Annotated in this window: 20 protein-coding genes; 12 read left to right on the top strand and 8 right to left on the bottom strand. The window is 67.7% G+C overall.

Annotated elements, in window-relative coordinates; all coding sequences use genetic code 11:
• Window positions 1–123: 123 nt before the first annotated feature.
• On the top strand, window positions 124–1,368 hold the full coding sequence (locus tag HDA44_RS04580; RefSeq protein ID WP_184831608.1) for a cytochrome P450 family protein: 1,245 nt from the start codon (window positions 124–126) through the stop codon (window positions 1,366–1,368).
• A gap of 57 nt (window positions 1,369–1,425) precedes the next feature.
• Here the strand turns inward: HDA44_RS04580 and HDA44_RS04585 are convergent, their stop codons facing one another.
• From HDA44_RS04585 to HDA44_RS04615, 7 genes are read right to left on the bottom strand one after another with little or no spacing between them, the layout of a single operon-like run.
• Entirely contained in the window at window positions 1,426–3,189 is a 1,764-nt protein-coding gene (locus HDA44_RS04585) for an ABC transporter substrate-binding protein (RefSeq protein ID WP_184831610.1), read from the bottom strand.
• Window positions 3,190–3,214: 25 nt separating this feature from the next.
• Window positions 3,215–4,471: an ATP-grasp domain-containing protein gene (locus HDA44_RS04590; RefSeq protein ID WP_184831612.1), complete on the bottom strand. Its 1,257-nt coding sequence runs from the start codon at window positions 4,469–4,471 to the stop codon at window positions 3,215–3,217.
• A 6-nt stretch (window positions 4,472–4,477) separates the two neighbouring features.
• Window positions 4,478–5,626 (bottom strand): NAD(P)/FAD-dependent oxidoreductase, encoded by a 1,149-nt coding sequence (locus tag HDA44_RS04595; RefSeq protein WP_184831614.1) that lies wholly within the window; start codon window positions 5,624–5,626, stop codon window positions 4,478–4,480.
• Window positions 5,627–5,641: 15 nt separating this feature from the next.
• Window positions 5,642–7,297: a class I tRNA ligase family protein gene (locus HDA44_RS04600; protein ID WP_184831616.1), complete on the bottom strand. Its 1,656-nt coding sequence runs from the start codon at window positions 7,295–7,297 to the stop codon at window positions 5,642–5,644.
• Window positions 7,294–7,761 (bottom strand): cupin domain-containing protein, encoded by a 468-nt coding sequence (locus tag HDA44_RS04605; protein ID WP_184831618.1) that lies wholly within the window; start codon window positions 7,759–7,761, stop codon window positions 7,294–7,296. The genes HDA44_RS04600 and HDA44_RS04605 overlap by 4 nt, the downstream gene beginning before the upstream one ends.
• Before the next feature lie 3 nt (window positions 7,762–7,764).
• Window positions 7,765–9,273: a PqqD family protein gene (locus HDA44_RS04610; protein WP_184831620.1), complete on the bottom strand. Its 1,509-nt coding sequence runs from the start codon at window positions 9,271–9,273 to the stop codon at window positions 7,765–7,767.
• 36 nt (window positions 9,274–9,309) lie between these two features.
• A complete protein-coding gene (locus HDA44_RS04615; protein ID WP_184831622.1) occupies window positions 9,310–10,626 on the bottom strand; it encodes a SidA/IucD/PvdA family monooxygenase in 1,317 nt (438 codons plus the stop codon).
• A 455-nt stretch (window positions 10,627–11,081) separates the two neighbouring features.
• On the opposite strand from HDA44_RS04615, the gene ngcE reads away from it, so the two are divergent.
• The 6 genes from ngcE to HDA44_RS04645 are packed head-to-tail and all read left to right on the top strand — an operon-like array spanning window position 11,082 to window position 16,392.
• Window positions 11,082–12,494: an N-acetylglucosamine/diacetylchitobiose ABC transporter substrate-binding protein gene (gene ngcE, locus HDA44_RS04620; protein WP_184831624.1), complete on the top strand. Its 1,413-nt coding sequence runs from the start codon at window positions 11,082–11,084 to the stop codon at window positions 12,492–12,494.
• The gene (locus tag HDA44_RS04625) at window positions 12,491–13,492 is read left to right on the top strand and encodes a carbohydrate ABC transporter permease (protein WP_319037066.1); all 1,002 of its coding nucleotides are present in this window, start codon (window positions 12,491–12,493) and stop codon (window positions 13,490–13,492) included. The genes ngcE and HDA44_RS04625 overlap by 4 nt, the downstream gene beginning before the upstream one ends.
• Window positions 13,489–14,379: a carbohydrate ABC transporter permease gene (locus HDA44_RS04630; RefSeq protein ID WP_184831626.1), complete on the top strand. Its 891-nt coding sequence runs from the start codon at window positions 13,489–13,491 to the stop codon at window positions 14,377–14,379. The genes HDA44_RS04625 and HDA44_RS04630 overlap by 4 nt, the downstream gene beginning before the upstream one ends.
• 28 nt (window positions 14,380–14,407) lie before the next feature.
• Window positions 14,408–14,959: a DUF6891 domain-containing protein gene (locus HDA44_RS04635; RefSeq protein ID WP_184831628.1), complete on the top strand. Its 552-nt coding sequence runs from the start codon at window positions 14,408–14,410 to the stop codon at window positions 14,957–14,959.
• Entirely contained in the window at window positions 14,935–15,597 is a 663-nt protein-coding gene (gene pdxT / locus HDA44_RS04640) for a pyridoxal 5'-phosphate synthase glutaminase subunit PdxT (RefSeq protein ID WP_184831630.1), read from the top strand. Before HDA44_RS04635 ends, pdxT begins: the two co-directional genes overlap by 25 nt.
• A gap of 33 nt (window positions 15,598–15,630) precedes the next feature.
• The gene (locus HDA44_RS04645) at window positions 15,631–16,392 is read left to right on the top strand and encodes a YebC/PmpR family DNA-binding transcriptional regulator (protein WP_184831632.1); all 762 of its coding nucleotides are present in this window, start codon (window positions 15,631–15,633) and stop codon (window positions 16,390–16,392) included.
• A 191-nt stretch (window positions 16,393–16,583) separates the two neighbouring features.
• Here the strand turns inward: HDA44_RS04645 and HDA44_RS04650 are convergent, their stop codons facing one another.
• Entirely contained in the window at window positions 16,584–17,237 is a 654-nt protein-coding gene (locus tag HDA44_RS04650; protein WP_184831634.1) for a nucleotidyltransferase family protein, read from the bottom strand.
• A gap of 248 nt (window positions 17,238–17,485) precedes the next feature.
• On the opposite strand from HDA44_RS04650, the gene HDA44_RS04655 reads away from it, so the two are divergent.
• The 5 genes from HDA44_RS04655 to ruvB all read left to right on the top strand — a co-directional run bounded on the left by HDA44_RS04655 (window position 17,486) and on the right by ruvB (window position 21,712).
• On the top strand, window positions 17,486–17,950 hold the full coding sequence (locus HDA44_RS04655; RefSeq protein ID WP_184831636.1) for a hotdog fold domain-containing protein: 465 nt from the start codon (window positions 17,486–17,488) through the stop codon (window positions 17,948–17,950).
• Window positions 17,951–18,013: 63 nt separating this feature from the next.
• On the top strand, window positions 18,014–19,312 hold the full coding sequence (locus HDA44_RS04660) for a GNAT family N-acetyltransferase (protein WP_337905630.1): 1,299 nt from the start codon (window positions 18,014–18,016) through the stop codon (window positions 19,310–19,312).
• A 71-nt stretch (window positions 19,313–19,383) separates the two neighbouring features.
• Window positions 19,384–19,980, top strand: coding sequence for a crossover junction endodeoxyribonuclease RuvC (gene ruvC / locus HDA44_RS04665; protein WP_184831638.1), 597 nt, complete (start codon window positions 19,384–19,386; stop codon window positions 19,978–19,980).
• A gap of 73 nt (window positions 19,981–20,053) precedes the next feature.
• Window positions 20,054–20,656, top strand: coding sequence for a Holliday junction branch migration protein RuvA (gene ruvA, locus HDA44_RS04670; RefSeq protein ID WP_184831640.1), 603 nt, complete (start codon window positions 20,054–20,056; stop codon window positions 20,654–20,656).
• 3 nt (window positions 20,657–20,659) lie between these two features.
• Window positions 20,660–21,712: a Holliday junction branch migration DNA helicase RuvB gene (gene ruvB / locus HDA44_RS04675; RefSeq protein WP_184831642.1), complete on the top strand. Its 1,053-nt coding sequence runs from the start codon at window positions 20,660–20,662 to the stop codon at window positions 21,710–21,712.
• Window positions 21,713–21,955 lie beyond the last annotated feature (243 nt).

Genomic DNA, 21,955 nt, shown 5'->3' on the forward strand with positions numbered 1-21,955 from the left:
GGGCAACGAAAACTGACGTATCAGTGCCTTGTCACGAACGCCTCTCATGGGATGACGGCGACACATCCCGGAGCGCGGGTACGCCCTGCCGGCATGCCCCGCAAGGCTGGAGGATCGGACCACATGACCATCGAAATCCACCAGGGACTCGACCGGATCCCGGACGACTTCATGCAGCGGCCGTACGAGATCCTCGAGCCCTATCGCAAGGCCGGGCGCGTACATCATGTGGTCTTCCCGCACGGGGCGGACGTCTGGCTGGTGACCAAGTACGCCGACGTGCGCGCCCTGCTCCAGGACCCGCGCGTCAGCAAGGACGGGACCCGGATGAACGAGATGTTCGCCCGGCACACCGGTACCTACGTCGAGACCGGCAAACCCGACGTGGGCTTCGACGACGACCTGTCCCAGCACATGCTGAACACCGACGCGCCCCGGCACACCCGGCTGCGTTCGCTGGTCAGCAAGGCGTTCACGCTGAAGCGGATGGAGAACTTCCGCGATCGGATCGAGGAGCTGGTCGCGCGGTACCTGGACAAGCTGGAGGGCCGCGACGACGTCGACCTGGTCACCGAGTTCGCCCAGCCACTGCCGATCGTGATCATCTGCGACGTACTCGGCATCCCGTTCGAGGACCGGGAACGGTTCCAGCAGTGGGCGGTCGAACTGGTCGGCGCCGGGCATCCGCCGGAGGTGGTCGAGCAGGCGTCGAAGAACGTTCTGGAGTACGGCCAGGCGATCATCGAGATGAAGCGCCGGAACCCGGCCGACGACATGGTCAGCGCGATGATCGAGGGCTCGCCGAACGGTGACCGGCTGACCGACGACGAACTGGTCGCGATGATCTTCCTGTACACCGTGGCCGGGCACATCACCTCGCAGCACACGCTCTCGAACGCGATCCTCAGCCTGCTCAGCAACCCGGACGCGATGGAACGGCTGCGTGGTGAGCCGGAGATCATGCCGCAGGCGATCGACGAGCTGATGCGGTACGACGGCGGCGTCGGGGTGGCCACCTTCAGGTTCTCGCTGGTCGACCTCGAGATCGGCGACACGGCGGTCCCGGAGAACAGCATCCTGGCGTTGTCGATCCTGTCCGCGCACCGCGACGACGACCAGTTCCCGAACGCGAACACGCTCGACCTGGACCGCCGGCCGAACGGCGTACTGGGCTTCGGGCACGGCCCGCACTTCTGTATCGGCCAGCCGCTGGCCAAGATGCAGACCAACATCGCGCTGACCCGGTTGCTGGAACGTTTCCCGCACCTGCGGATGACGGCCGACCCGAGTTTCCTCGAGTGGGAGCCGAGCACGCTGCTGCGCGGCATGCACCACTTGCCGGCGGCAACCACCGCGCCGAAGAGCTGAACAGCGAAGAACCGCCGCCCGATCACCGGGCGGCGGTTCTTTCGTGTGGCTGGTGGATCAGTCCTCGACGTAGTACCAGTCCTCGGGGGTGATCAGCCCGTACGGGTTGCATGGCTCGACGCCGCGCAGGTTCTTCGCCACCTCGAACATCCGGTTCGGGAAGCCCGGCGACCAGATCGTCGGGACCTGCTCGGCGAGGTAGTCCTGGTACGCGTACATCGCCTCGGGATCGTCGCTGTGCACGGTCGCGTCGATCAGCTTGTCGGCGGTCGGATCGGAGTAGTCGCCGAAGTTGCTGCCGCCGCCGGTGGCGAACAGCATCTCGCCGGTCAGGTGCCCGTAGAACGACCAGCCGCCGTTCCAGGTGTTGAGCTGCCAGCGCCGCTTGGCCGGCTGGTTCGGCGCGTGGTCCTCGGCCACCATCACCGAGCCGTAAACGGGCTCCAGTTTCAGCTCGATCCCGGCCTTGGCCGCGTCCTCCCGGAAGATCTCCAGCAGCCTGAGCAACGCGTCCTTGCCCTCGACGTACCGGATCGTGAACGACAGCCGCGCGCCGATCTCGACGCCCTCGCCGGCGCACCCGTCGACCTCACCGGGCTGCACGCAACCGGCCGGCATCGTGCTGGTGTCCCAGCCGTGTTCCTCCAGCAACGCGCCGGCCGCCGCCGGGTCGAAGGGCATCGGGTTGTCGCGTTGTTTGGGCGAGACGTACGGGTTCGGCGGCGACTGCGGCACCGGCCCGTCCGTCCGGTAGGCGTTGCCGTTGAAGACCTCGGCGATGATCCGGTCCTGGTCCAGGCACAGCTGCAGCGCCTGCCGGACGTACGCGTGCCGGTAGATCGCCGCGGCGTCGGAGTCGTTGTCGAAGTTGAACGGCATGTACCGGAGCACGAACACGTCCTGCGGTACCACCCGGTACAGGTCCGCGAGCGGGTCCGGGTCGTCGCCGGTGGTCTCGAAACCTGGTGGTAGGTAGCCGATCTGGATGCCGTCCTCGGCGTCCGGGCCGGCCAGCAGCCGCTTGTACATCAGCTCGTCGGTGTCGTTCTGCACCTGCCGGAACTCGGCCAGCCGCGGCTTGTGCGGACCGGAGTAGTTCTCGTTCGGTACGAAGGTGACGAGCCCGTCGATCGAGTAGTCCTTCAGCTTCCACGGACCGCTGACGACGCTCCAGACCGGACTGTCGGCCCAGCGGCCCCGATGCAGGTTGGCCTCCTCGGTCCAGTCGCCGTTCTCCGACACCAGGTAGTCGTAGACGGCCGGGATGTCGGCCCGGTCGAAGGACGCCCGGGCCGGCCCGTGGGCGGTCCGGTCCCAGGCCTTCGGCATCGGGGTGATCAGGGTCAGCTGGTTCATCTCGACCCAGGTGCGGGAGTACACCTCGGCGAAGGTGAACCGGACCGAGTTCTCGGCGACTTTCTCGAACGACGTTAGGTTGTCCGGGAAGTACCCGGGCACGTAGTACCCGAGCCGATCGCCCTTGACCGCCATCATGTTGACCCAGAACATCACGTTGTCGGCGCAGATCGGCTCGCCGTTGGACCACTGCCAGTCCTTGAGCGTGACGGTGACGCTCAGGCCGTCCGCGCTCCATTCCGGCGGGTACGCCAGGCTGCGGTCGTGGTCGACCCCGGCGGCGCCGTCCTTGCCGAGCCAGTACAGCGGGCGGAACATCAGGATCTGGAACTCGTACAGGTTCCGGATGCCGATCCGTTCCCGCGGGGTGAACGGGAAGATCGCGGCCGGCGGGAAGCCCGGGTTGCAGGCCCAGGTGACGACACCACCCTCGACCGGCCGCCCGGAACTCGCTGTTGTGGACATCAGGTCACCTTTCGGGTCAGGGGTTTCAGGCCGTGGCGGGTTGCGTCAGCCGCACGTCGATCCGCCCGGCGAACTCGAACGCCGTGGCGATCGCCTCGTCGAACGTCGCGCCACTGGTACACAGGAAGCCGAGGATGTTGTTGCCGTCCGGTGGCCGCCGGACCAGGTCGCCGGGCTGCGCGGTGATCTTGAGGAAGAACACCCGCTCGGACCCCGCCACTTCGGGCGGGACGGTGATTTGCTCGATCCGGCCGGGTGCGGTGATCAAGCAGGTCCCGGCCAGGTGTACTCCGGTAGGATGGTAGTGCTGGACCGCGGGCTTCACGCCGGCGGCGACCGCCATCGTGGCGCGGATCGGGCAGTACCCCGTACTCAGCCGGGCGAAGTAGTCCAGCCCACCACCGCCCGGCCGGACCGCGATCTCCAGTAGATGCGGTTTGCCTTGGTGGAAACGCACTTCGGCGTGCAGCACGCTCCGTCGCAGCCCTTGCGCGTGGGCCGCGACGGTGACCACCTGGTGTACGGCGGCGAGCTGATCGGGGTCGAGAGTGGTCGGCGCCTGATGCGCGTCGTCGTCGAAGGTATCGCCCTCGATCGTGATCCGGTCGACGATCGAACCTAGGTACACCTCGCCGTCCCAGGCGAGCGCCTCGATCTGCAGCTCGCGCCCGTCCAGGAACGACTCGACCAGCAGCCCGTACGGCCCGAGGTCGATCCCGTCGGCCTCCATCCGGAACCACGACATCGCGGCCATCCCGTCGACCGCCTGCGGGAACCGGGTGCGCAGTTCGTCCGCGTCATTGACCTTGAAGACGAAGTTGCTCGCGGCACCTAACGTCGGCTTCAGGACGATCGGGTAGCCGAACTCGTCCGCGGCGGCCAGCGCGGCCGCCAGGTCGGGCACCAGCCGGTACTTCGGTACCGGCGCGCCGCCGCGTTCCTGGGCCTCGCGCATCAGTAGCTTGTTCCGGCTGACCCGCGCCGCCGCGATCCCGACGGTGGGCAGGCCGAGCGCCTCGGCGACCGCCGCGACGGTGAGGACACCGGACTCGGAGAAGGTCAGCACACCGTCGAACCGCTCGACCGCATGCCAGTTCCGGGCCGCCTCGACGATGTCGTCGAGGTGCTTGGAACCGGCGATCCGGTACCGCTCGGCCGGCCAGTAGCCCTCCTCGCCGAGGCCGTTGAGGACGAACAGCGTGCCCCCGAACTCTTCCACCTGCTGATAACGGGACAGGTAGTAGCCGGCGTTCTGCACGGCCTCCAGCGCGAGCAGTTTCATGACGACCTACTCCTCACCGACCGCGGCGAGCCGCCGCGGTCTGTCGATCGGGTCGAGGCCGGTCGGCCGCGGCGGCTGCCCGACGGCGCGATCGGCGATCGCCCGGGCGATCTGGGGTGCGAACTTGAACGACATTCCGCCACACGCCGCGTACGCCCAGACCACGCCGGCCTCGTACGCCGCGAGCAGCGGGCCGCCGCGAGTACGTTCGGCCAGGTAGTAGCCGTCGGTGGCGCCGACGACGCCGGCCGGGTCGAAGCCGTCGATCAGCTGGGCGAACAGCTCGATCAGGTGCCGGCGCTGCTGATCCGGTGTCTCGTGGCCGGCCAGCTTGTCGACCGGTCGGCAGGCGCTCGCCGCGCTCAGTCGCATCGGAGCATCCGACCGCGGCACCGTCGGCATGATCCAGGCGTCGCGGGCCGCGCCGAGTGCGAGCACCACAGGCATCCCGGCCCAGTTCCGCCGGTCGGTCGGTGGGCGGTACGACAGCACGCTCTGCCGGTACAGGATGAGTTCTGGCCCGACCACGTCAGCCAGTAGGTCGCGCGACCACGGCCCGGCCGCTACGACGACCCGGTCCGCCGACCGGGCCGACCCATCGGCGAACCGGACCACAGCGTCACTGCCGTCCTCGGATACCGCGACGACTTGCTGGTGGGGGAGCAGCCGCGTACGAGGGTGCTGGCCGAGCCAGCGGGCCATCGCGACCAGCGCGTGGTCGGCCAGCAGTACACCGGCGCTGGCTTCTAGTACGGCCGCGCTGCCGGCCGGGAAACGGACGTGCGGGTACCGCCTGGCCAGGTCCCGTGCTGACAGCGTCCAGGCGTTCACGCCTGTCTCGGTCAGCCCGGCGAGCTCACTGGATGCCTCCTCAGTGGGCAGCGCAGTGAGCGCGCCGGACGGGTGGTAGAACCGGGTGCCGAGCAGCCGCTCGACCTCCAGCCAGGCAGCGTGCGCGCCTGCGCCTGCTGCCGTCAGTACCGGGTCGCCTCGGTGTAGTGCGCGGGTCACCCGGAGGCGGTCGTTCGACGTGGCCAATGGTGACGGGATCGGGCCGGCGTCCACCAGGTCGACCTGATGTGCGCCGGGCGCGCGAACACATTCGATCGCGGTGAGCAGCCCGATCACGCCGCCACCGACCACCGTGATCCGCATCCGGGTTCACCCACCTCAGGCGAGCGCGCCGGCCGGCTCTGACGGCCCGAGGGGTGTCGTCGGCAGTAGTGGTGGGGCGAACGGCCGCACGTCGGCCACGTCGTACGCACCGGTGACCAGGACACCGCTGCCGTCGAAGACTCCAGCCTCCTGAGCTGCCGCGACCAGGTCGATCAGCAGCGGCGAGGCCGACGCCAGCAGTACCTTGACCTCCAGGAACAACTCGCCCCACGCCTCCGGATGCTCGTCAAGACCAACACCGTCCAGCACCGCCGCACGCTGCCGCAGCCGCTCGATGTGGACCAGGACCGTCTCGGCCGAGCGGTTCAGGTTGAACGTCGGCATCTCGTACCCGAGGTCGAACCGTTCCAGCATGGTGGCGACCCGCTCCCGCGCCCCCGGGGAGACCGGGAGCCGGATACTGTCGTCACCGGCGTTGGCAACCGCCTTGGCCAGTGATCCGGCCAGCTGGTTCCACGGACCGACCAGCCGTTCCTCGGCCAGCTTGTCCAGACCGGCCCGGCTGAAGGTGGACCGTTGGTACTCCGGCGCGGTCAGCGCCAGGTACAGCCGCGCGACATCACGCGGTACCTCGGTCAGCAACTCCTGCGGAGTCAGCACATGCCGCTTGCTGGTGGAGAACTTCGAACTCTCCAGTTCGTAGAACTCGTTGTTGATGATCGATTCCGGCCAGACGTACTTGTCGCCGTGCGCCATCAGCATCGCAATGTGCGGTAGGCAGAAGTAGTACGCGTTGTCGAAGCCGAGGAAGTGCACGATCCGGAGGTTCTCCGCCCGCTGCCACAGCTCGCCGGGTACGGTGTCGCGGCCGAGGTTGTTCGCGGCGTACGCGGTGGTGAACATGCCGGCCGGGATCAGTTCGAGCCACGCGTTCAGCACCTGGCCGGGGACCTCGGGGAACTGCGCGTCGATACCCCAGTTCAGCGGGAACGTGATCGGCACGTCCTGCAACGGCTGGGCCAGCAACTCGGCGATCATCTGCCGGACGTGCGGCCGGCGGTGCTCGGCGAGCCGTTCGTGGTACTCGGTCAGCCGCTCGCGGTACTCCTCCAGCGGCAGCACCATGATGGTCGCCTCGCGGTAGGTGAGCTTGTCGTCCGGGTTGATCGTCGAGTGTGGATTGAGCAGCTGGTCGAAGTTGTTCGGATGGCAGCAGGTCTCGCACAGGCCGCCGCGGCTGCTGGCCAGACAGACCGGGCAGTCGCCCTCGATCAGGCCCTCCACCATGTACTCGCCGGTCCGTTCCAGGTACGGCAGCCGGACGGTCTTGAGCTTGAAGACCCCGGCCGCGTGCAGCGCGCCGAAGTACTGCAGGACTGTTGCCTTGTACATCGAATCGAACGGACCGAACCCGTCGTACGAGATGCCGATCGCCCGCAGTGCCTCCTGAATCTCGGCCGTCGACCGTTTGCACAGCGCCTCGGGCGTGATCCCTTCGCGGCCGGCCGACGCGACCACGTACGTCTGGCTGTCGTCGGTCTCGGTGGTGAAGACGACCTTGCGGCCGCGGGCCCGTTGGTAGCGGGCGTAGACGTCACCGGCCAGGTACGGCCCGGCGATGTGCCCCAGATGCATGCCGCCATTGGGAGTCGGGTTGGGTCCCAGGACCAGGACCGGACGGTCGTCGTTCGTGGGCAGTACGCCGGTCACGCGCTGACTCCTTCACGCTCGGACTTCTCGATCGCCGCGGCCGTCGCCGCGTTCTCGGTTTCCTGCTCGCGGGCCGCGGCAGCGAGCCGTTCGGTCTCGGACCCGGCGTACTCGGCCAGGAACCGGTGCGCCATCTCCGGGTCCCACCAGATGCTGGTGAACACGAAGTCCTCGTTGCTGTGGTTGTGCACCCGGTGCAGCTGGCCGGGGGTGAAGTAGCAGACGTCCCCGGCGGCGAACGGCTGTCGTTCGCCGCCGCACTCGACCTCGACCCGGCCGGACACGGCGACGAAGATCTCCTGCTCGTGATGCGTGTGCAGCTTGGAGACCGTGTTCGCCCGGCAGACGGCGTAGGACAGTTCGAACGGCGCGTTCAGTACCGGCCACGGCAGCAGCCGCTGGGTATCCACGCTGTACTCGTGCAGCAGGTTGTCCCGGTCCAGCCGGGAGATGTGTACGACCATGGGTTACCGTCCCGAAATCTGCTCGAAGGTGTTCGGCCCGTTCTGGGTGTGCTTGGTCTCGATCACTGCCTTGTGCGGATCGCCCCGCAGAATCAGGTCGATCACCGGACCCTGCGTCGGGCGGCCGTACAGGACCTGGAGCCGCTCGCACTCCAGCCCGCTGAGGTCCTCGAGCCGGGCCGCGAGCTCCTGATCGGCGGTCACGCCCGCCAGCAGGTCGCGGATCTCGGTGAGCCGGCCGGCCAGGTCCGGGTGCTCGCGTTCGAGGAACTGTTCGAGGCCGGCGCCCTGCCCGATGAACGGCGAGTAGGTCATGCAGACCAGGTGCGATTCGGTCAGGGCGAAGGTCTCCAGCGCGTACTCCGCGGCCAGCTTCCGCATCCGCCGGAGCGCGTCGGGACTGTCGTACCGGGCCCGCATCATTTCGATCAGCCCGGCCGGGATGTCCTTCTTACGCATCAACCCGAGCGCGAACTCGACGTACTCGGTCATGCCCTCGTCGTACGAACGCTGGAACAGCCGCTCGGCCTTCAGCCCGCGCAGGTGCGCCATCAACGCCGGGTTGGCGCAGTCGGACTCGGTGAAGCTGAACGCCAGGTCGTCGAACTGGAAACCGAGGAAACCGGTCAGCAGCTCGAAGTGGTCACCGGCCGCGTAGTCCGTCTCGTCGTAGATGGAGAAGAACCGCAACCGCCGCGGCACGTCGGTACGAACCTGCCGTTCCGCGATCGCGGAGCTCGCGTCGGGGCCGAGGATGTCGGTGAAGTACGCGCCGGCGATGTCGTCGAGCTGGCCGAGCACGGTGCCGAAGCCGTTGCCGGTACTGGCGTGCTGCTTCGCCGGATTGTTGCCCGTGGCCCGGATCTGCCGCGCCAGCCGGCCGACCCACGCGGTGTACTGACGCTGCTCGCGCGGCGAATCGCCGGTGATGATCAGATCGGCTCCGGTACCGGACGAAGCGGCGACGCCGAATGCGTTGAAAACACTGAGATTGCAGGAATTGCAGAACGTCGGCCGGCCGTCGGCGAACGTCCGGTGGCCGGTCATCAGGATATCGAGCCGATTGCGCCGGATCACCTGCTCGCGCTGCGGTGAATCGACGAAGAATTCCGATACCTCGTCACCGTCGACCAAGAGCAGTTCGCAGTCCGGGTCGTCGTACAAACGTAGCGCCTGGTACTCGCGGTCGATGTTCTCCATCACCGCCCGGGGCATACCGGCATGCCGGTTCGTGGCGACCCGCATCCGGAAAGTACGGCCGTGTACGCGGTACAGAATGAGCTGCATCGCGCGGACAAACGCCAGTGTGTACGAGCTGTCCTTCCCGCCGCCGTACGCGACCATCACCAGATTGCGCTCGAGTTCCTCCCGGTACGGGAGCTCGGCCTCAAGCCGTACGGCGCAGCGCAAGGCCTCGGCCAGCGACATCGCGGCCCGCAGTCCTGCGAACGCCTCGTCACGGGATCGGGTCACATCGTCGAGCGGAGTCCGTTCCAGTTCGACCATTGCCATCCGGGCTCTCCTCGGGGTGCGTGGTTCTGCCACCCGTTAGAGCCCGGCGGCTCCGGTGCCTGATACAGCCGTGGCCGGAACCCGCGCGCGGTGCGCGATGAGGTCGCGGCAGATCTCCTCCGCCCGTTGCGCCAGCACGCTGAGCAGGGTGTCGGAGATGCCGTGGGTCTGCTCGTTCACGCCTTGCAGATAACAGGCCGCGGCACCGCCGGCACCACGTACGCCGAGTTCGAGCTGGTAGTTGCGGGTGACGTCGACCCGGTCCAGTTCCAGATCCGCGGCCAGGTCGCGGACCAGTCGTGGCATCCGGGTGTCGAAACCCGTACCCAGGAAGACCACGTCGCGGTGCAGCTCGGTGACGGCGCCCGTGCGGCGGTCGGTGAGGTCCAGTACCAACTCGTCGCCCTGCTCGCGGGCGGCGGTGATGTCGACCATCGTGACGAGCCGGCGCTCGGTGCGCTGGTTGAAGCGGTCGAGGTAGCGGTCGGCGTACAGGTGCTCCAGCATCGGGGGAGTGACGACCGAGTAGTTGGTGCGGTACATCTCCTTCAGGATCTGCTCGCGCGCGGCCGGCTGGGTCTGGTAGAACTCGTCCACGAAGGCCGGGTAGTACAACTCATTCGTGAACTTGCTCGACGCGTCGGAGCTGAGCCCGATCGAGCGCATCAGCCAGGCCACGTCGCTGTCAGGCAGGTCCTCTCTCAGCGCCCGGAACATCTCGGCCGCACTCTGCGAGCTCCCGACCACAGCCACCCGGTACGGCAGTTCGCCGGACAACTGGGCGACCCGTTGGCGGTACTCAGTGCTGTGGATGACTCGGTCGCGGGGCAGTCCGGCCAGTACAGGTGGGATGTTGGCCTCGCGGCTGCCGCCGTACACGAGGTATCGGCTGTTGATCTTTGCGCCGTCCGCGAGGGTGGTGATCCAGCCGGTCACCGCGCCGTGCCCGTCCCGCCGGGCGCGCATACTGACGACTTCCCGGCCGAGCTCGATCCGTACCTTATGCAAAGATTTGGCGACCCAGCGCAGGTATTCGGTGAACTCCACCCGATACGGAGTGAACGTACTCAGATTGACGAAGTCGTCCAACCGGCCGGTCTCGTAAAGATGATTCAGAAACGAAAACCTGCTGCGCGGATCGCGCTGGGTGACCAGGTCCTTCAAGAACGAAACCTGACTGGTCGCCCACGGCATCAACATCCCCTGCTGCCACCCGATCACCGCGTTCCGGTCGATCAGCAGACTGCTCTCCGCCAGCTCCGGCGCCAATTCCTCCAACGCGACCGCCAGCCCCAAATTGGACGGCCCGGCCCCGACCGCCAGCAATTCGACCTGCCCGACCTGACCCGTCATCCGCGCCACCTCAGCTCGAAATCCCGTACCTCCCATCGAGAGCCCGTGACCCCGTCCGGCTGATACATACCCGGACGCCGGCGAAACCGGTTGTTCTGCTGAGATTCCGGAGCCGGTCAGGTTACGAAATGGGATCGGATTCGGCGCGTCGGCCCGCTGGTTCGGTCCAGGACGGTAAGCGTTGAGTCGTGGATTGGGGAAGTTGTTCGGGGCGAATCGGCCTGCGGTTGCGGGGAGGACCCGGCACCGATACCTTGACGCCGAACGATTTTGGTCAAGACAATGCGTAATGCCTCGGGGAGCAGCGTGGCGGAGCTTGCCTGCTGCCGATCGGGTGGCTGGAACCTGGGCGGTCCGCGGCTAGTGCCGGTCGCCCGGTACGGACGGGGGACGCTGACCATCAGGGGCGGGCGTCATCAGCACCGTCGGGAATCGAGCGAGAAGAGGCGGGACCAATGAGCGAGACCAGCAAGTTCGGGCGACGGAGTCTCCTGAAGGGGAGTCTGGCGGCGGCCGCGGTGCTGCCCCTGAGTGGCACGCTCGCCAGTTGCGCGAGCAGTGGCAACTCGAACAGCAACAGCTCGTCGGGCGGGACGAAGAGCGACAGCAACCCGTTCGGGATGGCGGACAAGTCGACCGTGGACGCGGTCATCTTCAACGGTGGTTACGGCTACGACTACGTGTCGTTCGCGGCCAACATCGCGCAGCAGAAGCAGTCCGGCTCGACCTTCAAGGTCGCGCCGTCCACGCAGATCGCGCAGCAGCTGCAGCCGCGCTTCGTCGGCGGCAACCCGCCGGACCTGATCGACAACTCCGGCGCGAACCAGATCGGCTTCAACACGATCCTGGACCAGTTGGAGACCCTCGACGACGTCTTCGAGGCGAAGAACTACGAAGGCACGAAGATCGCCGACACGCTGTACGCCGGGGTCAAGGCGCCCGGTACGTTCGGCGACAAGTTCGTCGCGATCAACTACGTCCTCACGCTGTACGGCCTCTGGTACTCCGACAGCCTGTTCAAGGCGAACGGGTGGGAGCCGCCGAAGACGTACGAGGACCTGCTCGCCCTGGGCGCCAAGGCGAAGGCCAAGGGCAAGTACCTGTTCGTCTGGGGCAAGGAAGCCGCCACCTACTACCAGACCCTGGCCGTCGACTCGGCGATCAAGGAAGGTGGCGACCCGGTCCGGCTGTCGCTCGGCAACCTCGAGGCCGACTGCTGGTCCAAGCCGGAGATCCAGGGCGTGTTCAAGGCCATGGAGACGATGGTCAAGAGCGGCTACTTCGTGCCCGGTGGCGCCGGTACGCAGTTCACCGCCGCGCAGGCGAAGTGGAGCAACGACCAGCAGGCGATCCTGTACCCGTCGGGGTCCTGGATCGAGAACGAGATGAAGAAGGCCACCAAGGCCGGCTTCGACATGAAGGGCATCCCGGAGCCGACGCTGACGGCGAACTCGAAGCTGCCGTACGCGGCCCTGCGCAGCGCGGCCGGCGAGCCGTACATCGTTCCGTCCAAGGGCAAGAACGTGGCCGGCGGCAAGGAACTGCTGCGGGCGATGCTGTCCAAGGACGCGGCGACGAACTTCTCCAAGACGCGGCTGGCGCCGACGATCGTCAAGGGCCTGGTGCCCGCCGACGGCTTCGGCTCGACCGCGCTGCAGTCGCAGACGCAGATGCTGGACGCGGCCGGCACCGACGTCTTCGACTACCAGTTCGTCAACCTGTACGGCACGAACCCGGACCAGCTGGTGGTCTGGAACTCGTTCCTGTCCGGTCAGACCGACGCGGCCGGCCTCACGAAGGGCCTGCAGCAGATCACTGACAAGGTGCGCAACGACAGCTCCGTCAAGAAGATCCCGGTCACGAAGTGACCGCGACGCACGACGTCGCCCCGGGTGCCGGACCCAAGCGGTCCGGCACCCGGCGGCGCCGGCCGCTGACCTTCGACCGGGTCAGCTTCATGGTGGTGTTTCTGGGCCTGCCGCTGGCGATCTTCGTGATCTTCGTGATCTCGCCGTTCGTGCAGGCGCTGTACTACTCGCTGACCGACTGGTCGGGGTTCAGCTCGGGGATGAACTTCGTCGGTTTCGACAACTACGTGAAGCTGTTCCACGACGACATCTTCCTGCGGGCCGTACGCAACAACGTCGAGCTCGCGATCGTCGTACCGCTGGTGACGATCGTGCTGTCGCTGACCCTGGCCACGCTGGTCACGGTCGGCGGCTCGGGTACGGGTACGGTGCGTGGACTGCGCAACTCCGGCTTCTACCGGATCGTCTCGTTCTTCCCGTACGTGATCCCGGCGATCGTGATCGGCCTGATCTGGGCGCAGGTGTTCACGCCGGGCTCGGGCATCCTGGACGCGGTACTGTCCAAGATCGGGCTCAGCGGGTTCGCGAACTATGCCTGGCTGGGTGACGCGCGGACCGCGATGCCGGCCTCGATGTTCGTGATGATCTGGGGCGGCGTCGGTTTCTACATGGTGCTGTTCATCGCCGCCATCCGGGGCATCGACCCGGAGGTGTTCGAGGCGGCCCGGATCGACGGGGCCGGCCGGTTCCGGACCGCGATCTTCCTGACCATTCCGCTGATCCGCGACAACGTGCAGACCGCGTACATCTATCTGGGTATCGCCGCGCTGGACGCGTTCGTCTACATGCAGGCGCTGAACCCCGGTGGTGGCCCGCAGAACACGACGCTCGTGATGCCGCAGCAACTGTTCACCACGGCCTTCACCAAGGGGCAGTTCGGCTACTCGACGGCGATGGGCGTGATCCTGGCCGCCGTCACGATGCTGTTCGCCCTGCTGGTGTTCCTGGTGAACCGCCTGACCGGCGGAAGTGACCGGAAAGTGAAGGTGCGCCGATGACAACCACAGCCGGCGAGGCCGACGTCGTCGTACGCCCCCGGGCCTCCGGCAAGCGGGACGGGGAGGGCAAGGGCGTCGCCACCACTGCCCACATCGCGCTGATCCTGTGGTCGCTGCTGGTGATCCTGCCGCTGGTGTGGACGCTGCTGTCCTCGTTCAAATCGACACAGGAGATCCTCGGCAACCCGCTGTCGCTGCCGAGCAAGCTGCGCTTCGGCAACTACGCCAACGCGTGGACCACGGCCGGCATCGGCCAGTACTTCCTGAACACGGTGATCGTGGTCGGGTCCGCGCTGGTGCTGGTGATGGTCCTCGGCGCGATGTGCGCGTACGTACTCGCCAGGTTCCAGTTCTTCGGCAACCGGGTGATCTACTACTCGATGCTGGGCGGGCTCACGTTCCCGGTGTTCCTGGCGATCGTGCCGCTGTTCTTCGTACTGAAGAACTTCGGGCTGCTGAACACGCTGCCCGGGCTGATCATCACGTACGTCGCGTTCGCGCTTCCGTTCACCGTCTTCTTCCTGCACTCGTTCTTCAAGGCCCTGCCGGGTGAGGTGTACGAGGCGGCGCAGATCGACGGCGCGGGGGAGTGGCGGTCGTTCTTCTCGGTGATGCTGCCGATGGCCCGGCCGGGGATGGCGTCGGTCGCCATCTTCAACTTCCTCGGGCTGTGGAACCAGTTCCTGCTGCCGGTCGCCCTGAACACGAACTCGAACAACTACGTGCTCTCGCAGGGCATGGCGTCGTTCGCGTCGCAGGCCGGGTACGCGGTGGACTTCGGCGCGTTGTTCGCGGCCGTGGTGATCACCGTGGCGCCGGTCCTGGTCGTGTACATCTTCTTCCAGCGTCAGCTGCAGGTGTCCGTGACTGCCGGAGGCGTGAAGTAGGTACCTGAGGCTCGACTACGCTGATCACATGCACGTGGATGAGCGGACCGCACGGGAGTTGCGTGGGCTGGCCCGCGTCCTGGTGCGGTCCGGGTACGCCGACCATGCAGCGATCACGGCTGCGCTGACGGAAGCGGTCTCGGAAGACGCGCCGGCGATGGACCCGGACGCGTTGGTGCCGTTGCTGATCGGTGAGGCCGTGATGGACCTCTCCGAAGAGGCGAAGGGCTGGCCCGAGGCGACCGACCCGGACCGGCTGGACGCGGTACTGGACGAACTGCAGCGGCTCGGACTGGTGGTGGTTCGGTACACATCGGACCACCACGCCGCCCGGCAAGTGCTGGAGGCAGCCGAGCAGCCGCGGGGCCTGGTGTTCTTCACCGACACCGATGTCTGGCACGCGGTGGACTTCGGGATGCTGGAGCTGAAGCTGTGGCACCCCGACACCGCCAACGTAGCGCCCGGCGAGCCGCTGCTGGAGGACGTCTTGGCGTTGCTGCGGCAGCACGGTCTCCCCGCCGCCTTTGACGAGGGCCGCATCGAGGTGACGCTCGAATGGCACCGCCGGGTGACGTTGTGAAGCCGGTGATCGGCGTGTTCGCGCTGCAGGGGAACGTACGCGAGCACCTGGCGATGCTGACCGCGGTCGGCGCCGACGCGCGGCCGGTACGGCGGGAGTCCGAGCTCGCCCAGGTCGACGCGATGGTGCTTCCGGGCGGCGAGTCGACCACGATGTACAAGCTGGCCCGCTCGTTCGAGCTGTTCGAGCCGTTGCAGAAGCGGATCGCGGACGGGATGCCGGCCTTCGGTACGTGCGCCGGGATGATCATGCTGGCGAACGAGATCACCGGCGGGATCGACGGACAGGAGACGCTCGGCGGGCTGGACGTGACGGTCCGCCGGAACGCGTTCGGGCGGCAGGTGGACTCGTTCGAGGCGGACCTGGAGTTCCCTGATCTGGGGCCGACGTTCGCTACGCCGTACCACGCCGTGTTCATCCGGGCACCGTGGGTGGAGCGGGTCGGCGCGGACGTACAGGTGTTGTCTAGAGTGGGGACGGGCCTCGGCGCAGGGTGGGCAGGGCTGGGGCCGGAGGCAGGGCGCAGTAGGATCGTCGCGGTTCGCCACGATCGGTTGCTGGCCACGTCGTTCCACCCGGAAATGACCGGGGACGTCAGGCTGCACGGCTACTTCGCCGAGCTGGTCCGCGGCCTCTGAGTCAGTAGCAGCGGTAGAAGGGTTGGGTTTGCCATGTCGGGCCACTCCAAATGGGCCACCACGAAGCACAAGAAGGCCGTCATCGACGCGAAGCGCGGCAAGCTCTTCGCGAAGCTGATCAAGAACATCGAGGTGGCCGCCCGGATGGGCGGTGGTGACCCCGGCGGGAACCCGACCCTGTACGACGCCATCCAGAAGGCGAAGAAGTCCTCGGTCCCGAACGACAACATCGACCGCGCGGTCAAGCGTGGCTCGGGCGCCGAGGCCGGTGGCGCCGAGTACCAGACGATCATGTACGAGGGGTACGGCCCGAACGGCGTGGCGATGCTGGTCGAGTGCCTGACCGACAACCGGAACCGGGCCGCGGCGGATGTCCGGACCGCGATGTCCCGCAACGGCGGCTCGCTCGCCGACCCGAATTCGGTCGCCTACCTGTTCAGCCGCAAGGGCGTGATCGTCGTCGCCAAGGACCAGGACGGCAAGTCCCTGTCCGAGGACGACGTGATGGAGGCGGTGCTCGACTCCGGCGCGGACGAGGTGAACGACCTGGGCGAGTCCTGGGAGGTCGTCACCGAGGCCACCGACCTGGTCCCGGCCCGCTCCGCGCTGCAGGACGCCGGCATCGACTACGAGTCCGCCGACGTGCAGTTCGTCCCGTCCCAGACGATCGAACTGGACGCCGACGGCGCCGGCAAGATCTTCCGCCTGATCGACGCCCTCGAAGACAGCGACGACGTCCAGAACGTCTACGCCAACTTCGACGTCTCCGACGAAATCATGGCCGAGGTCGGCTGAACCACACATCTACAGAACGCTCGGCTGGGGATCCCCCGCCGAGCGTTCTGTTGTGGTGCCCGGCATCTCGACAGTACGTATACGTCCACTGAACCCACCCACCCCGCTCCACTGAGCGTACCGACCACCACAGCCCCCAGTACCTCCTGTCGCCCTGCCGATCCACCGCCGGACCCCTGACCGGACAGCAATCAGTCGGCAAGAAGCTGTCGCAGTGCGCTTGGGATGACCAGCTCGGGGAATTCTGACTGCTTGTCCGCAAACGCGCGTCGCAGCAACGGCACGTTGAAGCGGGCCGGCGTGATGGCGGCGATGGTTGCGTCGATCCGGTCGTGCTGTGCCCGCGCAACCATGGTGGCGAGCTGCGCCTCAATCGGGACTGTCGGCACGGGATGCCCACCACACGACAGCACGTCCTGCTCCGTCCAGACCAGCGGCGAGCGCGTCTCCAGCATCAGATCAGCCACCGCCGGCGCGACTATGTGTGCAAGCTCGACCTTCGTCCCGTCGATGATCCAACGCCCGAACGTCCACCGCTCGTCAGGCGATCCCCAACACGTCGTCGGCTCTGTCACGGTGCTCAACCAGACACCCAGCGCGGAGGCGCCGGGGGCTGGCAGCGCTGGGCTGGCGGGTGTTGGCGGCGCTGGGGTGGCGGGAGTTGGGAGTACCGCGGCGGCGCGGGTGAGGTCGGTGGCGGAGCGGATGGCGATGTCGATGTCTCCCGGGACGATCGCCACGCCGCGTAGGGCGGTTGCCGCGCTGCCGAGAAGCATCCAGTCGATTCGGTGCCTGTTGAGCACCTCGGCAACAGCGGTCAGCGCGGCAGTCCAGTGAACACTCACACCGCCGAACGTAACCGCCACCACCGACACCACATGCCCCGCGCCCCGCACGCGGTGCGTCACTGTTCGGTGGGGTTATCCATCCGTGTTGTGGGTTCTCCACTGGTGTATCGGTGGAGAACCCACAAGAACGGTGGATATCCGGCAGTACGTACCCGGACAGTGGCGGGCCTGTCGTTTCGGGGAGTGCCCGCTTGGTGCCAGGTGGGCGGTTCACGCAGGATGTGACTGGTGGGTAACCTTGGGGGATGGGTAGCCAGGTGCTGGGGTTGTGGGAGCGGTTGCGGGGGGTGCCGGGTGGGGAGTGGGTGTTTTCTTGGGGGTTTGCCTGGAAGGCGCCGTACTTTCGGTCGGTTCGGCCTCGGTTCGTGCAGGTGGGGGCGAACTACGCGGCGTTGACGGTGCGGAAGCGGCGGGCGGTGCTGAATCACCTCGGGACCGTGCATGCGATTGCCGTCTGCAACGGGTTGGAGGCGGCGATGGGGGCGCTGGCGGAGGCGACGGTGCCGCCGGGGAAGCGGTGGTTGCCGAAGGGGATGGAGGTCGCGTACCTGGCGAAGTCGACCTCGGACCTGACCTGCACGGCCGAGACCGATCCGGACGCGTGGGAAGCCGGGCCGGATGTGCCGGTACGGGTGCGCGCGACGCGCGCCGACGGGACGGTCGTCGTCGAGGGCACGATCCACCTCTGGGTGACTGCCAAGAAGACATAAATCATCACCTGCGTGCTGGAAATTGGTCGGCGGGGGCGGGCTGGTTGGACGTAGGGTCTGGGGGTGACTGGGTTGCGGGTGGTGGATGTTGTCGCGGAGCAGTTGGACGCCGTGTGGGAGGTTCGGATCCGGTCGTTCGGACCGGGTGGGGATCGGGAGGAGTGGCAGAAGAACGCTCGTCCGTTCCTGGACGACGGCCGGCTGCTCGGTGTGGTGGACGGGGATCGACTGGTCGCGGCCGCGCGGATCTGGCCGTTCGAGCAGTGGTGGCACGGCCGGCGCGTACCGATGGGTGGTGTGGCCGGTGTCGTGGTCGCCCCGGAGTACCGCGGGCGTGGTGTCGGCAGCCTGCTGATGCGCGGCGTACTGGACCGCTGCGCCGACAAGGGCTACCCGCTGACAGCGCTCTACCCGGCGACCACCGTGCTGTACCGGCATCTCGGGTACGAGTTCGCCGGCAACAGGTACAAGTTCTCCTTCGAGGCTGCCGATCTGCGTACGCTCGGCGGCAAGAACGTGCCGGTACGAAAGGCCACGAAGGCCGACGCGCAACTCCTGATCGACCTGGCGGGACAGGCGCATGCCGCACGCCGGTCGAGTGGTCCGCTGATCTGGCCGTTGAGTGAGATCGAGTCGTGGCTGGACGACGAGGACAACTTCGCGTACGTCGCCGATGACGGGTTCGTGGTCTACAACTGGTCCGACGGGAATCTGGCGGTGGACGAGTTGATCGCCGGTTCCGAGGAGACCGCCCGCGCGCTGTGGGCGACGGTCGGGTCCGGAGCGTCGATCGCGAAGAGCGTGCAGGCGTTCTGCGCACCGTTCGATCCGATTCACCTGATGGCCGAGCACGAGGCGGAGGCCGATACGCGGATCAACCGCTGGATGCTGCGGCTGGTCGACGCGCCGGCCGCGATCGCGGGGCGTGGATTCCCGGCGGGTGTCACCGCGGAGCTCGGCCTGCGCATCGACGACCCCGAGCTGCCGAAGAACGCCGGGGACTGGCAGCTGTCAGTCACCAACGGCACCGGCCGCCTCGCCCCAGCCGAATCGACGTCGAGCACCGCGACGACCGAGAGCACGCCGACCTCGGCAGGCGCGGGAGGTGCGGTAGGCGCGGGAGGCGCGGGAGGTGCAGGAGGTGCGGTAGGCGCGGCGCCTCGGGCGCCGGGTGATGCGGTTCGGCTCGGGCCGCGGGGTCTCGCCGCCCTGTACGCCGGTACACCGATGGCAACCCTGCGCGCCGCGGGGCTCGCGGCTGGTGGCGTACCTGTGGCTGAGGGTGCTGATTCGGGTGCCGTGGACGCGGTGCTGGATGCGGTGTTCGGGGGGTCTGAGCCGTACGTGCTCGACTACTTCTGAGTCGGCGCGTCGATTTCTGTCCGTGTGGTCGCTCCGACTAGGGTTGTCGAACAAACGTTCGGAGGTGGTCCATGCGGGTGCTCGGCGTCGACCCGGGACTGACTCGGTGTGGCCTCGGTGTGGTCGAGGGGACGCCGGGGAAGCCGCCGGCGCTGGTTGCCGTGGGCGTGATCCGGACGCCGGCCGACCTGGACGTGTCCAAGCGGCTGGTCCGGATCGAGGCCGAGCTGGACGAGTGGATCGCGCGGCATCAGCCGGACGCGGTCGCGGTCGAGCGGGTGTTCGCGCAGCACAACGTGCGGACGGTGATGGGTACGGCGCAGGCGTCCGGGGTGGCGATGGTGGTTGCCGCGCGGCGGGGGTTGCCGGTGGCGCTGCATACGCCGAGCGAGGTGAAGGCGGCGGTCACCGGGTCCGGGCGGGCGGACAAGGAGCAGGTGACGACGATGGTCACCCGGATTCTCCGCTTGAGCGAGCGGCCGACGCCGGCCGACGCGGCGGACGCGCTGGCGCTGGCGATCTGCCATGTCTGGCGCGGCGCCGTGACCACCAAGCTGCAGCAAGCCGCCGCGGGCCGGTCGAACCTGGAAGCCGCCGCCGAAGCACAATCACGTCTGCAGGTAGCCCGCCTCCGCGCAGCCGTCGCAGCCCAGCAGGGCAAAAGATGAGCCGTCCCACAGGCAAACGCAGGGTCGGCGGTGGGTTCGTGGTTTGTGGTGTTGAAGGGTTTGGTGGTTGGGGATGATCGCGTTCGTGCGGGGGCCGGTGGCGGCCGTCGGGGTGGACAGTGCGGTGGTCGAGGTCGGTGGAGTCGGCCTGCTGGTGTACTGCGATCCGGGCACGCTGGCCGGGTTGCGGCCGGGGCAGGAGGCGCGGATCTCGACCTCGATGGTGGTTCGTGAGGACTCCCTGACGCTGTACGGGTTCGCCGACGACGACGCGAAGCAGACCTTCGAGCTGCTGCAGACCGCTTCCGGCGTGGGTCCGAAGCTGGCGCAGGCCGCGCTGGCGGTGCTGAGTCCGGACCAGCTGCGGCACGCGGTCGCGACCGAGGACCTCGCCGTGCTGGTGAAGGTCCCGGGCATCGGCAAGAAGGGCGCGCAGCGGATAGTGCTGGAGCTGAAGGACAAGATCGGCGCGCCGTCCAAGACGGTGACCGGCCGGCCGCTGCAGGCTCAGGAGGCCTGGCGGGATCAGGTGCAGGCCGGCCTGGTCGGTCTCGGCTGGTCCGCGCGGGATGCCGAGGACGCGGTCACGGCGGTGTCTCCGCTGGCCGCGGACAGCCCCAACCCGTCGGTTCCCGACCTGCTCCGCGCCGCGCTCCGCGTGCTGTCCAAGGCGTAACGAATGGAAGACAACGTACGGCCGCTGGTCTCCGCGGATGCCGTGGACCTCGAGGAACGCAAGATCGAGTCGGCGCTGCGCCCGCGTACGCTCGGCGAGTTCGGCGGGCAGCGGCGGGTCAGCGAGCAGCTCGAGCTGGTGCTGCACGCGGCCCGCGGCCGGAACCGCACGCCTGACCACGTGCTGCTCTCCGGCCCGCCGGGGCTCGGGAAGACGACGCTGGCGATGATCATCGCCGCCGAGATGTCCGCGCCGCTGCGCGTCACCAGCGGCCCGGCGATCCAGCACGCCGGCGATCTGGCCGCGATCCTGTCGGGGCTGAGCGAGGGCGAAGTGCTGTTCCTGGACGAGATCCACCGGATGTCCCGGCCGGCCGAAGAGCTGCTGTACATGGCGATGGAGGACTTCCGGGTCGACGTGATCGTCGGCAAGGGGCCGGGCGCGACCGCGATCCCGCTGGAGATTCCGCCGTTCACGCTGGTCGGGGCGACCACCCGGGCCGGTCTGCTGCCGGGTCCGCTGCGGGACCGGTTCGGGTTCACCGGGCACCTGGAGTTCTACGAGGCGGCCGAGCTGGAGAAGATCGTGAACCGGTCGGCGGCCCTGCTGGAGGTCGACATCACCGCGGAAGGCGCGACCGAGATCGCGTCCCGGTCCCGCGGTACGCCCCGGATCGCGAACCGGCTGCTCCGCCGGGTCCGCGACTACGCCGAGGTCCGCGCGGACGGGATCATCACGCTCGCGCTGTCGAAGGCGGCCCTGGATCTGTACGAGGTCGACAAGATGGGCCTGGACCGGCTGGACCGGTCGGTGCTGGACGCGCTGTGCCGGCGGTTCGGCGGCGGTCCGGTCGGTCTTTCCACGCTCGCGGTTGCGGTCGGCGAAGAACGTGAGACCGTGGAAGAGGTGGCCGAACCGTTCCTGGTCCGGTCCGGGTACCTGGCGCGTACGCCGCGTGGCCGCGTCGCGACACCCGCCGCCTGGCGGCACATCGGCCTCAAGGTACCGAAGGGCGCGACCTTCGCGGACACGCTTTTCGAGACCGACGAGGACTGAGCCGTTGTTCAACAGTTCGGCCGCAATTGAACAGTGAAGCCGCCGGGGAACGACTGCCGGTGCCGGTACGTAGACACTCAGTAGGCCAGTAGGGCGAGTAACGCAAACGTGACCCGGTGTCATGAGGCACTTGTTGCCGCTCAGGGTTAGACTCCCCGGTGGCCTGACCTGCAGGTCATTCCGCTGCGACCTGCGCGCTTCAGCAGAGCGTGCGGGACGCCCGTACACCCGACCCGACGAAGG

Source organism: Kribbella solani (assembly GCF_014205295.1).
GTDB lineage: Bacteria > Actinomycetota > Actinomycetes > Propionibacteriales > Kribbellaceae > Kribbella > Kribbella solani.